Consider the following 14740-nt stretch of genomic DNA (forward strand, 5'->3'; position numbering starts at 1 on the left):
GCGGGGTAGCAGCGCGGCGCCCCGCGTCGCTGACGCGCCTTGTCAGCGTGGCGTCAGCGACGCCCGGATACGAGGTGTCAGGAACGCTCGTCTACGGCAGGCGGGGCGTCGCCGTGCCACACAAGGCCCGGGCGCGAAGCAGGGGGAAGGCAAGGCGGCACGATGCGGGTTCTGGTGGTGGAGGATGAGGCCGGCATCGCGCAGGACCTGCTGCGCGCCCTGGCGGCCGCCGGCTTCGCGGCGGAACACTCGGCGGATGGCGCGGCCGCCTGGCAGCGCGGCGGGGTGGAGCCCTTCGACGCCGCCATCCTCGACCTCGGCCTGCCCGGCATGGACGGGCTTTCCCTGATCCGCCGCTGGCGGGCGGAAGGCGTCGCCTTTCCCATCCTGGTCCTGTCCGCCCGCGGCGCCTGGGCCACCCGGGTGGAGGCGATCGACGCGGGCGCCGACGACTACATCGTCAAGCCCTTCGCGATGGAGGAGCTGCTCGCCCGGCTGCGCGCGGTGCTGCGCCGCTCCGCCGGCCGCGCCACCAACACGCTGCGCGCCGGCGACCTGGTGCTGGACCTGCGGGCGCGGCGCCTGACAAGCGGCGGGGAACAGGTGGAGTTGACGCCCCTCGAATTCCGGCTGCTCGCCTACCTCATGCACCACCCCGGCCGCGCCGTGCACCAGACGGAACTGACCGAGCATTTGTATGCGGAGGAAGCGGAGCGTGGCGACAATGCGGTGGAGGCGCTGGTCGCCCGCCTGCGCCGGAAGGTCGGCACCACCGCCATCCGCACCCGGCGCGGCCATGGCTATGTGATCGGCGACGGGCCGTGACGCGATCGCTGCGCGCGCGCTTCGCCATCGTCGCGGTGGTGACGGCGCTGGCCGCCGCCGGCGCGGTCGGTGGTGCCGTGCAGGGCCTGTTCGAACGGCATGTGGAGCGGGAGATGCTGGCGGAGCTGGATGCGGATCTCCGCTTCCTCGTCCGCGTCCTGGCGGCGCAGGACGGCAGCGCGACGCTCACGGTGCAGCCGCTGCCCGATCCCCGCTTCCAGGAACCGCTGTCCGGCCTCTACTGGCAGGTCCGGCATGACGAGACCGGCACGGTGCTGCGATCCCCGTCCCTGGCGGGGTTCGAGATCCCGCTGCCCGCGGATTCGCTGCGCGCCGGCGACCGGCACCGCCACATCGTCATCGGGCCGGAGCGCGGCAAGATGATCGTGCTGGAACGGCGCGTGGCGAACGGCGCCGGCGCGCCGGCCGGCTACCGTGTCGCCGTGGCGATGGACCGCAAGGTGATGGAAGCCGCCAACCGGGCCTTCGTGATGGACCTGCTGCCGGTGCTGGCCAGCATCGGCGCCGGGCTGATGGCCGCCTTCGCCCTGCAGGGGGCCATCGCGCTCTGGCCCGTCCAGCGCGCCCGGCAGGCGCTGCGGGATCTGCGGGCCGGGCGGCGGGACCGGCTGGGCGGCGCCCTGCCGGCGGAGCTGGAGGGGCTGGCCGCCGATTTCGACGGGATGCTGGATGCGCAGCGCCACAGCACCCGCCTGGCGCGCGAACGCGCGGCGGACCTGGCGCATGGGCTGCGCACGCCGCTCGCCCTGCTGGGCGCCCGGACGCGGGAGTTGCGCGAGCGGGGAGAGGCCGAGGCCGCCGCGGCGATCGAGGCGGTGACCGCGGGCATCGATGCGCGGATCACCCGCGAACTGGCCCGCGCCCATATCCGCGGCCCCGGCCCCCGCAGCGGCCCGACGCCGCTGGCCCCCGCCGTCGCGCGCATCGCCGGCGCGCTGGCCCGGATGCCGGCCGGCGGCGACCTGGCCTGGCGGCAGGCGATCCCGCCCGCCCTGCTGGCCCCGGTGGATGAGGGCGACCTGACGGAGCTGCTCGGCGCGCTGCTGGAGAATGCGGCGCATTGGGCGCGGAGCGAGGTGTGCATCACCGCCACGGCGGAGCCGGGCGCCGTGGTGCTGCTGATCGAGGATGACGGCCCCGGCATCCCCGCGCAGCACCGCGCCGCCGCGCTGGCACGGGGCGTCAGGCTCGACCCCGATCGCAGCGGCACGGGCCTCGGCCTGGCCATCGCCGATGACATCATCCGCGCCTATGGCGGCGCATTGCGGCTGGAGGAAGCGGCGCAGGGAGGCTTGCGCGTGCGGATCTCCCTGCCTTCCCAGAACTAGCCCAGTTCGAAGGTGGTCACCCCGAACAGCCGGTCCATCCGCACCGCCGGCGCCGGGCCGGTGTACATGCGCGCCGTCTCGAAGACAGGCTTGAGGCCCAGCCCCTCCGCCAGCGCCACCGCGTCACGCTGCGGCTCCGCCACGTCCAGGAACACCGCGTCACCCGCTGGCACGCGCGCGATCAGCGCCGCCAGCAGCCGTTCCGCGACGCCCCGATCCTCCGCGACCAGGGGCCCGATCTTGTGCCCCTCCCGCGCCGGGCGGATCACCCCGAAGCCCGCCACAGCGCCACCCCGCAGCACCGCCAGCGCGACATGCCCCGGCGCCGTCAGCCAGGATCGGAGGAACGCCTCGCGCGTCGCCGGGAACACGGACCGGTCCAGCGCGGCCAGCGCCGCGAAGGGCACGGCGGCGGCCTCCACCACATCCGGCGCGGAGGCCGTGACGCCGACGGGCACGCCGCCGAACCGGATGTTGTTCCAGGCCAGGGAAAAGCCGGATTTCCGGTAATTCGCCTGCTGCGCCACCACGCCATCCAGCCCGACCAGGCGGCCCGAAAGCCGGTCCATCGCCGCCTGCCACACATGGATGCCGAGGCCCTGGCCCCGCACTTCCGGCCGCGCGATGTAGAAGCCGATGAAGCCGAAATCCGCGCCATACCGCGTGGCGGCGATGACGGAAGCGAGCCGCCCCCCCTCCTCCACCGCCAGGAACAACCCGGGATCCTGCGCCAGGAAGCAGGCCAGGTCCGACAGCCCCGGATTCCACCCCTCCGCCGCCGCCCATTCGACGGCGGTCGCGGCTTCCGCCGGCGTCAGCGTGCGGACCGTGCTCAATGCATGACATCCCCGCCATTGGGGGAAATCGTCGCGCCGACGAAGAAATCCCCACCGGGCGAGGAGGCCAGCAGCAGCGCCGCCGCCGCGATCTCCGCCGGCTTGCCGACGCGCCCGATCGGCAGCCCCGCGCCGGTGCGTTCCGCCCAGCCCTCGCCGAGTTGCGCCGTAAGGTCAGTCGTCACCGGCCCCGGCGCGATGGCATTGACGAGAATCCCCTTCGGCGCGCCCTCCCGCGACAGGGCGCGGACGAAGCCGACCAGCGCGGCCTTGGCGGTGACATAGGGCACGATCCCGATGCCGCCCTTGAAGGCCAGCTGCGACGCCGTGACGATGATCCGCCCGCGCCCGCGCGCCGCCATCCCGTCCCACACCGCCTTGGCGCTGACCCAGGCCGCCTTCACATGCACGGCGATGACGCGGTCGAAATGCTCGTCGGGCAGCGTCTCGAACGGCCCGCGGAGGTTCATCCCCGCATTGCTGCACAGCACGTCGCAGGGCCCGAGCGCCGCTTCCGCATCGCGGATGAAGCCACGCAGCCCGTCACTGTCCGCGACGTCGACCGATCGATGAAAGGCCCGCCGCCCGAGCGCCGCGATCCCGCCCGCGACCTCCGCCGCGCCGGCTTCGTCATCGAGGTGGCAGAAGGCGATATCCGCGCCTTCGCGCGCGAAGAGCAGCGCCATCTCCCGCCCGATGCCCCTGCTGCCGCCGGTGATGATCGCGACCTGCCCCGCCAGTTGACCACTCATGCCAGCAATCTCCGCATTGTCCGCGCAAACTGCTCCCCGATCGGCATGGCGTCCACATGCCGCCCGGCTTCCACCACCACGCGCCCGCCGCAGACCACCGTCCGCACCGGGTTGCCCTGCCCGCTGAACACCCAGGCATCCAGCAGCCCATCGCCCTGGCGCCCCACCAGCGTCGGATGCGCCGTGTCGAGTTCCACCAGGTCAGCCCGCATCCCCGGCGCGATGGCGCCGATCTTCCGCCCGCTCGCCTGCGCGCCGCCGGCCAGCGCGCCCTCCAGCAGCGTCCGCCCGGGATGCGGGTTGGCCGCGCCCGTCGCCACCGCCCGCGCATGGTCGCGCAGCCGCTGGCTCGTCTCCAGCTGGCGGAGTTCGTCGCGCGGCGCCGTCCCCACATGGCTGTCCGTCCCGATCCCGAACCGCCCGCCCGCCGCGAGGAACTTCGTCAGCGCAAACGTTCCATCCCCCAGCGACGCCTCGGTCGAGGGACAAAGCCCCGCCACCGCCCCCGTCTTCGCCAGTTCTTCCACTTCCCCGTCATCCATGTGCGTCGCATGGATCAGCACCCAGCGTTCATCCACCGGCAGGCTGTCGAGGATCCAGCGCACCGGCCGCTTGCCCGTGACGGCGATGCATTCCTCCACCTCCTTCGGCTGTTCGGCCGCATGGATGTGGATGGGCCCGTCATAGCCCGCGATCTTGCGGATCATCGCCGGCGTGCAGGCGCGCAGGCTGTGCGGCGCCAGCCCGACCGTCATCTGCGGATCATCGCCCGCTTCCTCCCGCGCCCCCTCCACGATCCGCGCGAAACCGTCGAGGTCATTGAGGAAGCGCCGCTGCCCCGCATGGGGCTCCAGCCCGAAGATGCCGCCATGGCGGTACAGGGAAGGCAGCATCGTCATGCCGATCCCCGTGCGCCGAGCCGCCGCGACATGCCGCTTCGCCATCTCGGCGGGGTCGTCATAGGGCGTGCCATCGGGCTGGTGGTGCAGATAGTGGAATTCGCAGATTCCCGTGAATCCGTGCTCCAGCAATTCCGCGTAGAGCTGCGCGGCGACGGCTTCCGCATCCTCCGGCGTGAACAGCCCGACGAAGCGGTACATCGTCTCCCGCCAGGTCCAGAAACTGTCGCGCCCCTCCGGGCTGCGCCGTTCCGCGCCGCCGGCCATGGCGCGCTGGAAGGCGTGGGAATGCAGGTTCGGCACCCCCGGCACGACATGGCCGTGCAGCCGCCGCGCCGTGCCCTGCGGCCCCGCGAAGCCTGGCGTCACGGCGGTGATCCAGCCCGCGCCATCGACCTCGACCATCACATCCCGCGCCCAGCCACCCGGCAGCAGCGCGTCGGTCGCGATGAAGCGCCGCGTCATCATGGAAGCATCCCCCCTGAACCCATCCCGCATGGCCGATTCACGTCAACCGCGCAACGGGCCGCGCGAGGACCGCACCGTCACCTCATGCCGGTCCCCCGGCCAGGTGATGCGCGCCGCCGTCACCGGCTGGTCGCCCCGCCAGGTCCGGCGTTCCATCACCAGGCAGGGCGCGCCCGCCGCCATCCCCAGCATGGCCGCCATCCCGGTATCGGCGGCCGCCGCGCGGATGCGATGCTCGGCTTCCGTCCAGGGCACGCGTTCCAGCAGCCAGGTGCCGGGCGGCGCCTCGACAAAACTCTCCCCCGCCGCTTCCGGCACGGCATCCAGGCTGACCAGCCTGTCCTCCATCGCCGCCGGCACGCCTTGGCTGTCATGCCGCACCAGCAGCGCCAGCACCCGCGCCCCCTTCGGCAGAGCCCCCAGCCGCGCGCGATCCGCCCCGCTCGCCACCCGCACCGCCCGCTTCAGCACCGCATGGGCGTGGCCCGGCAGCGTCTCCCGCATGTCGGGCACGCCCAGCAGTTTTTCCTCGGATGGCGGCGCCGCCACGAAGCTGCCCGCCTTCCGCCGCCGCACCACCAGCCCCGCCGCCACCAGGTCGGACAGGGCGCGGCTGACGGTCATCCGCGCCACGCCATGCTCCGCCACCAGCTCCTGCTCCGACGGCACCCGATCCCCGGGCTTCAGCACGCCCGAGAGGATCAGCCCCTCGATCTGCTCACGGATGGCGGTATGGCGGGGTCTGGGCATGGCGCATTATGTCTAGACATAATCCGAGGCATCGGCAATGCTGTTCCCACGATCACGGAGCCCCGCCATGGCCGACCCGCGCCGCCGCAACGCCCCCGCCATCCGCGCCCCGCGCGGCCTCGACCTCTCCTGCCGTCACTGGACGACGGAGGCGGCGATGCGGATGCTGATGAACAACCTCGACGATGAGGTGGCGGAGAAGCCGGGCGATTTGGTCGTCTATGGCGGCATCGGCCGCGCCGCCCGCGACTGGGACAGCTATGAGCGCATCATCCACACGCTGAAGCGTCTCAACGACGACGAAACCCTGCTGGTGCAATCGGGAAAACCCGTCGGCGTCTTCCGTACCCATAGCGACGCGCCCCGCGTGCTGATCGCCAATTCCAACCTGGTCCCCCGCTGGGCCAGCTGGGAACATTTCAACGAACTCGATCGCAAGGGCCTGATGATGTACGGCCAGATGACGGCCGGTTCCTGGATCTACATCGGCAGCCAGGGCATCGTTCAGGGCACCTATGAGACCTTCGTCGAGGCCGGCCGCCAGCATTTCGGCGGCAGCCTCAGGGGCAAATGGATCCTGACGGCCGGCCTCGGCGGCATGGGCGGCGCGCAGCCGCTGGCCGGCGTCTTCGCCGGAGCCTCGGTCCTCGCCGTCGAATGCCAGCCGTCACGCATCGAGAAGCGCCTGGAAACCCGCTACCTCGACCACCGCGCGGAAAGCCTGGACGAAGCGCTGGCGATGATCCGCACGGCCTGCGCGGAGGGCCGCGCGATCAGCGTCGGCCTGCTCGGCAACGCCGCCGCCATCTTTCCCGAACTCGTCGCCCGCGGCGTGGTGCCGGATATCGTGACTGACCAGACCAGCGCGCACGACCCCGCCAATGGCTACCTCCCCGCCGGCTGGACGCTGGAGAAATGGGAGGCGATGCGGGAGAGCGATCCCACCGCCGTCGCCGCGGCGGCGAAGAAGTCGATGGTCGGCCATGTCCAGGCCATGCTGGACTTCAAGCGGATGGGCTCCGTCGTCATGGATTACGGCAACAACATCCGCCAGATGGCGAAGGAGGAAGGCCTCGCCAACGCCTTCGATTTTCCTGGTTTCGTCCCCGCCTATATCCGGCCCCTGTTCTGCCGCGGCGTCGGCCCCTTCCGCTGGGCCGCGCTGTCCGGCGACCCGGAGGATATCCGCCGGACGGATGCCAAGGTGAAGGAACTGATCCCCGACGACCAGCACCTCCACAACTGGCTCGACATGGCGCAGAAGCGCATCGCCTTCCAGGGGCTGCCCGCCCGCATCTGCTGGGTCGGCCTCGGCCAGCGGGACCGCCTCGGCCTCGCCTTCAACGAGATGGTCGCGAAGGGGGAAATCGGCCCCATCGTCATCGGCCGCGACCACCTCGATTCCGGCAGCGTGGCCTCCCCGAACCGGGAGACGGAGGCGATGCGCGACGGATCGGATGCCGTCAGCGACTGGCCCTTGCTCAACGCGCTGCTGAACACGGCGTCCGGCGCCACCTGGGTGTCATTGCATCACGGCGGCGGCGTCGGCATGGGATTCTCGCAACATGCCGGCATGGTCATCGTCGCCGATGGTACCGAAGCCGCCGCCCGCCGCCTCGCCCGCGTGCTGTGGAACGACCCCGCCACGGGCGTGATGCGCCACGCCGATGCGGGCTACGACATCGCGATCGACTGCGCGCGCGAACAGGGGCTCGATCTGCCGATGGTGACGCGATGACGACCCAACTCGCCACGCTGCGCGCCATCGCCGGCGGCGCGCAGCCTGAACTCCCCCAGGATTGGCGCATCGTCACGCAAGCCTCCGCCGATGCGCTGGCGCGGCGGCTGCAGACCGGGGAGGCGCTGTACGGCGTCAACACCGGCTTCGGGAAGCTCGCCTCCACCCGCATCGCGCCGGACCGGCTGCGGCAATTGCAGTTGAACCTGCTGCGCAGCCACGCCGCCGGCACCGGCGCCTTCCTGCCCGCCCCCATCGTCCGCCTGGTGCTGGCGCTGAAGGCCATGTCGCTGTCGCGCGGCGCCTCCGGCGTGCGCCCCGTGGTGGTGGACAGCCTGCTGGCGCTGCTCTGCCACGATGTCCTGCCCGCCATCCCCGCCAAGGGCTCCGTCGGCGCCTCCGGGGACCTCGCGCCACTGGCCCACATGTCGCTCGTTCTGATCGGCGAAGGCGAGGCGTTCCAGGGCGACCAGGTGCTGGACGGCACCCAGGCGCTGGCCATGGCCAATATCGCGCCGCTGGAACTCGGCCCGAAGGAAGGGCTCGCGCTGCTGAACGGCACGCAGGTCTCGACCGCCATCGCGCTGGCCGGCCTGTTTGCCGCGCAGGACCTGCTGCGCACCGCGCTGATGGCGGGTGCCATGTCGGTGGATGCCGCGCGCGGTTCCGACACGCCCTTCGATGCCCGCATCCATGCGCTCCGCAACCAGCCCGGCCAGATCCGCTGCGCCGCCACGCTGCGCGCCCTGATGGCGGGCAGCGCCATCCGCGACAGCCACCGCGAAGGCGACAGCCGAGTGCAGGACCCCTATTGCCTGCGCTGCCAGCCCCAGGTCGCCGGCGCCTGCCTCGACCTGCTGGACAACGCCGCCGCCGTCCTCGTCCGCGAGGCCAACGCCGTCACCGACAACCCGCTGGTGACCGCGGAGGGCGATGTGCTGTCGGGTGGCAATTTCCATGCGGAGCCTGTGGCCTTCGCCGCCGACACCATCGCCCTCGCCATCGCGGAGATCGGCGCCATCAGCGAACGCCGCATCGCACTCCTGGTGGACCCCGTCCTGTCCGGCCTGCCCGCTTTCCTGGTGGCGGAGGGCGGCATCAATTCCGGCTTCATGATCGCCCAGGTCACGGCCGCCGCGATGGTGGCGGAAAACCGCGCGCTGGCCACGCCCCGCAGCGTGGACAGCCTGCCCACCAGCGCCAACCAGGAAGACCATGTCAGCATGGCGACCAACGCCGCGCTGCGCCTGGCGGAGATGGCCGACAACCTCGCCACCATCCTCTCCATCGAGTTGCTCTGCGCGGCGCAGGGCCTCGATTTCCACGCGCCCTTGCGCTCCTCCGCCGCCATCGAGCAGGCGAAGGGATTGGTGCGCGGCGTGGCGGCGCCCTGGGATGCCGATCGCTTCATGGCGCCCGACATGGCGGCGGTGAAGCGCCTGGTGCAGCATGGCGCCTTCGCGTCGCTGGTGGACCTTCCCGCATGAGCTTCGACCGCGTCTGGACCGATGCGCATGTCGCCACGATGGTTGCCAGGGATGGCGATCCGCTCGGCATCATCGAGGATGGCGCCATCGCCGCGAAGGATGGCCGCATCGCCTGGGTCGGCCGCCGCCGCGACCTGCCCGATGGTGCCGCCATCACGACCCGCTGCGACGGCGCCTGGATCCTGCCCGGCCTGATCGACTGCCACACCCATCTGGTCTTCGCCGGCGACCGCGCCCGCGAATTCGAACTCCGCCTTGAAGGCGCCAGCTACGAAGCCATCGCCAAGGCCGGCGGCGGCATCCTCTCCACCGTCAGGGCGACGCGCGCGGCGACGGAGGAGGAACTGGTCGCCTCCGCCCTCCCCCGCCTCGACGAATTGCTGGCGCAGGGAGTCACGACGGTCGAGATCAAGTCGGGCTACGGCCTCGACCTGGGGACGGAGGCCCAGATGCTTCGCGCCGCGCGACGCATGGCCGCGCAGCGGCCCGTCTCGGTGCTGACGAGCCTGCTGGCCGCCCATGCCGTGCCCCCGGAATACCCGGGCCGCCGCGCCGATTTCGCCCGCCATGTCGCGAAGGACATCCTCCCCGCCATCGCGGCGGAGGGGCTGGCCGACGCGGTGGACGCCTTCACCGACAGCGTCATCGGCTTCGACGCCGAGGAAACATCCTGGGTCTTCGACGCCGCGAAGGCCGCCGGCCTACCCGTGAAGCTCCACGCCGACCAGTTGCGGGATGATGGCGGCGCGGCGCTTTCCGCCCGCTACGGCGCGCTCTCCGCCGACCACATCGAATATGCGAATGCCGAGGGCATCGCCGCCATGGCGAAGGCCGGCACCGTCGGCGTGCTGCTGCCCGGCGCCTACTATTTCATTCGTGAAACCCACCCGCCGGACATCGCCGCGATGCGCGCCGCGGGGCTGCGCATGGCGCTGGCGACCGATTGCAACCCGGGCTCCTGCCCCTCCCCCAACCTCCTGCTGATGCTCAACCTCGGCTGCACCCTGTTCCGGCTGACGGTGGCGGAGGCGCTGGCGGGCGTCACCACCCATGCCGCCGCCGCGCTCGGCCTCTCCGATCGCGGCGCGCTGGCGCCGGGGCTGCGCTGCGACCTGGCGCTCTTCGCCATCAGCCGGCCGGCGGAGCTCTGCTACTGGCTGGGTCGGAATCCCTGTATCGGCCGCGTTGTGGTGGGCCAGTGAGTCCCGCCGAACTGACGGAGCGCGTCCGTACCGGCGTGCCGCTGGCCGGCGCCTGGGGGGTGGAGGTGCTGGAAGCCGCGGAGGGGCGCGCCTTGCTCCGCCTGCCGCAGCGCGACGATCTGCTGCGCCCCGGCGGCACCGTCTCCGGCCCCGCCTTGATGGGGCTGGCGGATGTCGCGATGTGGGCCGCGCTGCTGACCCTGACGGAGGGGCGGGATGAGAGCCTGACCGCCAGCCTCTCCATCACCTTCCTCCGCGCGCCACCCCCCGGCGCGGTGCTGGCGGAGGCGCGCGTGATCAAGAAGGGGCGGACGCTGTCCTACGGGGAAGTCACCCTGCGGGCGGAGGGTTCGGCCGATCCCTGCGCCCATGTGACGACAAGCTGGGCGGCGGTTCCCCGGCTTTCGGGACGCGGATGAATCCCTGGTCAACGCGCTGCGGTGCGGTAGCCAACCCGTTGCGATAAAACACCAAGCCGTGTCGCATTACAGGCTTGAAATCGTCACAAGCCGGGTCCAGCCTTTGATGTGAGGCCCGGGCCCCTCTGGCGGTCTGCCCCCCCGGCACCCGCGATGTCGGGCCTCCCACTGAGCCGCCGCGCCCCCGCGCAGCGACGGAACAAGGAGGTCTGGGGATTATGGACGGGAGCTTACCGCCCGGCGGCCTGTTGCCAGGAGGCACCCTGCAAGGGGGAAGCCTGATGGCTCGCTTGGTGGATCGCCTGGCGGACCTGGAACGGCGTATCGCGGCGGAACGGTCCCGCGGCGTCCCGGACGAGGCCGCGATCCGCCGCCTGAGCCGCGAAAAGCTGCTGGCACGGGACCGGATGGCCGCGCTGATGGGCTGCGCCATGCCCCGCTGGGCGCGGCAGGACCCGGAGCCCTAGCCCCAGTCGATGAACCGTCGGGATTGGCTGGTGGTCGGCGGGCTCTTCGCCGCCGCCACCGTCGCGGGCTGGCCGCAGATCCGGGATTGGCCCGTCATGCGCTACCTCCGCGGGGAATGCGCATGGCGCCGCGGCTGCGGCGCACCGCGGAATTAGCTCGCCAGGCGATCATGTTCTGGTTATGTTTCCGACACCATTACCCCCGACCATCGCCGGCGGCTCCCGCGAAAACGGTGCTAAACCCGCATAAACGGCATAATCGGCTTAAACGGGTTAGCGACTAAAAAGCCACATTACCGCCCGACGCTGCGGCGCCCCGTGAACAGCACCGCGGCCAGCATCGCCGCGACCGCCAGCGCCACCCCGGCCAGCTTCAGCAGCCCCAGGCTCTCCCCCAGCAGGGTGACACTGAGGATGATGGCCGCCACCGGCATCATGGTGGAGACGCAGGCCGCGCGCGTCGCGCCCAGGTATTCCGTGGCCTTGGCATAGAGGCTGATGGCGATGACGGAGGACATGATCCCCTGCCCGCCCATCTGCAGCGCCGCATCCTGCCAGCGCAGGTCGGGCACCGCGCCGAAGCCCAGCAGCACCCAGGGGGGAATGACCACCAGGGCGGAAATCCCGCAGATCGCCGCCGTCGCCGGCAGCGCGGGAATGGACCAGCGGCGCAGCAGCACGGTGAAGCCGCCCCAGATCGCGCCCGCGAAGAACAACAGGATATCGCCCCGCCAGGCCCCGGGATGGTCCCCCTGCAACCCGTCCCACCCCAGCAGGACCAGGCCCAGCGCCAGCGCCACCAGCGCCGCCACCCGCCCCGGCGTCGGCACCTCCTTCAGCGCCGGAATCGCCAGCAAAGCCCCGGAAACGGCCGCGGTGATGGGGGCGATGGTGCCGCCATGGGTGGCCGGCGCGAAGACCACGCCGCCGCCGAACAGCAGGGAATTGCCGAAGCCCCCGCAGCACGCCAGCACCAGCAGCCGCCAGGGTCCCAGCTTCGCCAGCACATGCCGCCCGCGCCACGCGAAGGGCGCCAGGATCAGCGCCGCCGTGGAGAAACGAAGGACCGACAGATCGAGCGGCGAGAACCCCGCCAGCGTCCCCGCCCGCGCCACCACCGCCTGGCTGCCCCAGGTGATGGCGGCGGTGAGGCCGAAGAAAAGCCCGAGGGCAAGGTGGCGTCGGGCTGCTGTCACGCCCCGAGGCTACCCCGTGGCGCCCGGTCTTCCCAGGGGCTCAGTCCAGCAGCGTCACCGCATCACCCATGCGGATGGCGCCGCAGGCGGCCGTGGCCGCGTAGAGGCCAACGCAATTGTCGAAATGGTGGATCACGGTCTTCTGGACGGAGGGATCGCGCGCCGCCGTGTCCGGATCGACCTGCACCATGGCGCAGCGGGGAATGCCCTCATTCACCAGCAGCGCCGCGCCGCCGCCGAAGGCCAGCCGCCGACCCTTCAGCGCTTCCTCCAGCTCGCTCGTCTCGATCAGGATGTTCAGCCGGAAGCGCCGCGGATCGAGCCTCGATCCATGCATCGCATCCACCAGGCCGAGGCCCCCCGTGGTGCCGATGGAGACGGGCATGGTGTCGAACACGCCGCGCCCCACCTGCATCAGCCCGATGGGCTGGCCGGCGGCCTCCGCCAGCCGCGCCAGCAGCGCGGGGTCGTGCAGGTCCATCTCCGCGCCCTCCGGAATCCGCACCGTCACGGCGCTGGTCCGGGGGTCGTCGGGGTCCGCGTAGCGGGGCTGGTGCAGCACCATGGCCGCCAGGTTCCGCGCCGTCAGCCAGGGCAAGCGGCCGCGCTCCTCCAGCCGGTGGAAGGCGTATTGCCGGTCGCCCAGGATGCCGGGCCAGCGCAGCTCCAGCGCGTCCCGCGCCTCGCCGCCCATCGACTTGACGGGAAAGCGGCGGAGGTCGCGGACATGGCCGATGAGGCGGCTCATTCCGGCGTGATCCCGGCGCGGCGGATCACGGGTTCCCAGCGCGCCCGTTCCTCCTGCGTCGCGCTCGCGGTGGCGGCGGCACCGAGGAAATCGGGCTCGAACCCCCGGTCGCGCAGGCGTTGCGCGAAGGCCGGGTCGGCGACGCTGTCCCGCACCGCGCCCTCCAGCGCCGCGACCACCGCCGGCGGCGTCGCGGCGGGGGCGTAGAGGCCGTACCAGAGTTCGGCGATGAAGCCCGGCAGCGCCTCCCCGACCGTCGGCACCTCCGGCCAGCCCGGCAGGCGGGCGCGGGTGGTGACGGCCAGCGCGCGCATCCGTCCGTCCCGGACCAGCGCCTCCACCGACCCGGCGGAGGTGAAGAGCATCTGCACCTCGCCGCTCACCACCGCGGCGATGGCGGGGCCGCCGCCGCGATAGGGCACGCCGGTGATGCGCGTGCCTGCCATCTCGTTGAACAGTTCGAAGGCCAGATGCTGGCTGGTGCCGGCGCCGGGCACCGCGCAGTTCAGCGCGCCGGGCCTGGCCTTGGCGTCGGCGATCAGGCCGGCGACGTCGCGGGCCGGAAGATCCTTGTGCACCACCAGCATCATGGGCGTGGAGGCCGGGCGCGCCACCGCGGCAAAATCGCGCCGGCTGTCATAGCCGGGGCTGCGGAACAGCACCTCGTTCACCGCCAGGCTGCTGCCGGTGAAGAGCACCGCATAGCCATCGGGGGCCGATTGCGCGATGGCGACAGCGGCGATGTTGCCGCCGGCGCCGCCCCGGTTCTCCACCACCACCGGCTGGCCCAGCGCCTCCTGCATCCGCTGCGCCAGCAGCCGGCCCAGGATGTCCGTGCCGCCCCCCGGCGGGAAGGCGACGACCAGGCGCACGGGGCGCGTCGGGAACCTCTCCTGCGCCGAGGCCGGCGCCACGGCCACAGCGAGGCCCGCCGCCAGGGCGCCTCGGCGCGTGATCCAGGTCTCGGACATGATTCTTCCTCCCCATGGCCGATTTCGGAGCATGAACCCGCCCTTGGGCTTGGCCGCGCCCGGGGTGGCATCGTATGAGAAGACATGCTGACGCAGAAGGCCAAGTACGGTCTGAAGGCGCTGTCCGTGCTGGCGGAAGCCGGCGCGGCCGCCCCGTCCCGCCGCGCCACCATGCCCATCCATGAAATCGCGGAGCGTGCCCGCGCGCCGCGGAAATTCCTGGAGGCCATCCTGCTCGACCTGCGGCGGCACGGCTTCGTGGACAGCCTGCGCGGCAAGTCCGGCGGCTATGCGCTGGCGCGCCCCGCCACGCAGATCGCGCTGTCCGACCTGATCCGCGCCATCGACGGGCCGCTCGCCCCCATCCCCTGCGCCAGCCTGACGGCCTACCGCCCCTGCATCGATTGCGTGGAACCCGCGGATTGCGCCATCCGCCGCGTGATGCGCCAGGTCCGCGACGCGACGGCGGAGATCCTGGACGGCACCATGCTGGCCGACATCGCCGCGCCTGCCCCGCGCCCGGCCATCACCGCCCTGCTGGACGTGGTCGCCGAAAGGGCATGCCAAAAGGACTTGATAGAATTCCCATCATCCCGATAGGATTTCGGCGACCCCGGTGATCCCGGGCCACCG

General features: G+C 71.9%; 15 protein-coding genes. 8 read left to right on the plus strand and 7 right to left on the minus strand.

The window, feature by feature from the left end:
* Positions 1 to 162: 162 nt before the first annotated feature.
* Both BM041_RS22695 and BM041_RS22700 read left to right on the plus strand, forming a co-directional pair.
* Entirely contained in the window at positions 163 to 825 is a 663-nt protein-coding gene (locus BM041_RS22695) for a response regulator transcription factor (RefSeq protein WP_092962191.1), read from the plus strand.
* Positions 822 to 2174: a sensor histidine kinase gene (locus BM041_RS22700; RefSeq protein ID WP_092962192.1), complete on the plus strand. Its 1353-nt coding sequence runs from the start codon at positions 822 to 824 to the stop codon at positions 2172 to 2174. The genes BM041_RS22695 and BM041_RS22700 overlap by 4 nt, the downstream gene beginning before the upstream one ends.
* Here BM041_RS22700 and BM041_RS22705 read toward each other — a convergent pair.
* The 4 genes from BM041_RS22705 to BM041_RS22720 are packed head-to-tail and all read right to left on the minus strand — an operon-like array spanning position 2171 to position 5879.
* Positions 2171 to 3010 carry a GNAT family N-acetyltransferase gene (locus tag BM041_RS22705; RefSeq protein ID WP_092962193.1) on the minus strand — a complete coding sequence of 280 codons (840 nt, stop codon included), beginning with the start codon at positions 3008 to 3010 and terminating at the stop codon, positions 2171 to 2173. The genes BM041_RS22700 and BM041_RS22705 overlap by 4 nt on opposite strands.
* The gene (locus BM041_RS22710; protein ID WP_092962194.1) at positions 3007 to 3762 is read right to left on the minus strand and encodes an SDR family NAD(P)-dependent oxidoreductase; all 756 of its coding nucleotides are present in this window, start codon (positions 3760 to 3762) and stop codon (positions 3007 to 3009) included. Before BM041_RS22710 ends, BM041_RS22705 begins: the two co-directional genes overlap by 4 nt.
* The gene (locus tag BM041_RS22715) at positions 3759 to 5129 is read right to left on the minus strand and encodes a formimidoylglutamate deiminase (protein WP_342713816.1); all 1371 of its coding nucleotides are present in this window, start codon (positions 5127 to 5129) and stop codon (positions 3759 to 3761) included. Before BM041_RS22715 ends, BM041_RS22710 begins: the two co-directional genes overlap by 4 nt.
* Positions 5130 to 5171: 42 nt before the next feature.
* Complete coding sequence (locus tag BM041_RS22720; protein WP_092962195.1) at positions 5172 to 5879, minus strand: UTRA domain-containing protein; 708 nt, start codon at positions 5877 to 5879, stop codon at positions 5172 to 5174.
* Positions 5880 to 5946: 67 nt separating this feature from the next.
* Between BM041_RS22720 and hutU the strand changes: the two genes are divergently transcribed.
* The 5 genes from hutU (at position 5947) to BM041_RS22745 (ending at position 11192) form a co-directional block, all read left to right on the plus strand.
* Positions 5947 to 7617 carry a urocanate hydratase gene (gene hutU, locus BM041_RS22725; protein WP_092962196.1) on the plus strand — a complete coding sequence of 557 codons (1671 nt, stop codon included), beginning with the start codon at positions 5947 to 5949 and terminating at the stop codon, positions 7615 to 7617.
* Positions 7614 to 9104 carry a histidine ammonia-lyase gene (gene hutH, locus BM041_RS22730; protein ID WP_092962197.1) on the plus strand — a complete coding sequence of 497 codons (1491 nt, stop codon included), beginning with the start codon at positions 7614 to 7616 and terminating at the stop codon, positions 9102 to 9104. Before hutU ends, hutH begins: the two co-directional genes overlap by 4 nt.
* On the plus strand, positions 9101 to 10306 hold the full coding sequence (gene hutI / locus BM041_RS22735; RefSeq protein WP_092962198.1) for an imidazolonepropionase: 1206 nt from the start codon (positions 9101 to 9103) through the stop codon (positions 10304 to 10306). The genes hutH and hutI overlap by 4 nt, the downstream gene beginning before the upstream one ends.
* On the plus strand, positions 10303 to 10725 hold the full coding sequence (locus BM041_RS30755) for a PaaI family thioesterase (RefSeq protein ID WP_092962199.1): 423 nt from the start codon (positions 10303 to 10305) through the stop codon (positions 10723 to 10725). Before hutI ends, BM041_RS30755 begins: the two co-directional genes overlap by 4 nt.
* Before the next feature lie 281 nt (positions 10726 to 11006).
* On the plus strand, positions 11007 to 11192 hold the full coding sequence (locus BM041_RS22745; protein ID WP_175534101.1) for a DUF465 domain-containing protein: 186 nt from the start codon (positions 11007 to 11009) through the stop codon (positions 11190 to 11192).
* 293 nt (positions 11193 to 11485) lie between these two features.
* Here BM041_RS22745 and BM041_RS22750 read toward each other — a convergent pair whose 3' ends face one another.
* The 3 genes from BM041_RS22750 to BM041_RS22760 are packed head-to-tail and all read right to left on the minus strand — an operon-like array spanning position 11486 to position 14107.
* Positions 11486 to 12388, minus strand: coding sequence for a DMT family transporter (locus BM041_RS22750; RefSeq protein ID WP_092962201.1), 903 nt, complete (start codon positions 12386 to 12388; stop codon positions 11486 to 11488).
* Between the two features lie 40 nt (positions 12389 to 12428).
* A complete protein-coding gene (locus BM041_RS22755) occupies positions 12429 to 13136 on the minus strand; it encodes an MOSC domain-containing protein (protein ID WP_092962202.1) in 708 nt (235 codons plus the stop codon).
* Positions 13133 to 14107 carry a Bug family tripartite tricarboxylate transporter substrate binding protein gene (locus tag BM041_RS22760; RefSeq protein WP_175534103.1) on the minus strand — a complete coding sequence of 325 codons (975 nt, stop codon included), beginning with the start codon at positions 14105 to 14107 and terminating at the stop codon, positions 13133 to 13135. The genes BM041_RS22755 and BM041_RS22760 overlap by 4 nt, the downstream gene beginning before the upstream one ends.
* A gap of 84 nt (positions 14108 to 14191) precedes the next feature.
* Between BM041_RS22760 and BM041_RS22765 the strand changes: the two genes are divergently transcribed.
* Entirely contained in the window at positions 14192 to 14707 is a 516-nt protein-coding gene (locus BM041_RS22765; RefSeq protein WP_092962262.1) for an RrF2 family transcriptional regulator, read from the plus strand.
* The last annotated feature ends 33 nt before the right edge of the window (positions 14708 to 14740 follow it).

Origin of the sequence: Falsiroseomonas stagni DSM 19981 (assembly GCF_900114315.1) — a bacterium.
Lineage (GTDB): Bacteria > Pseudomonadota > Alphaproteobacteria > Acetobacterales > Acetobacteraceae > Falsiroseomonas > Falsiroseomonas stagni.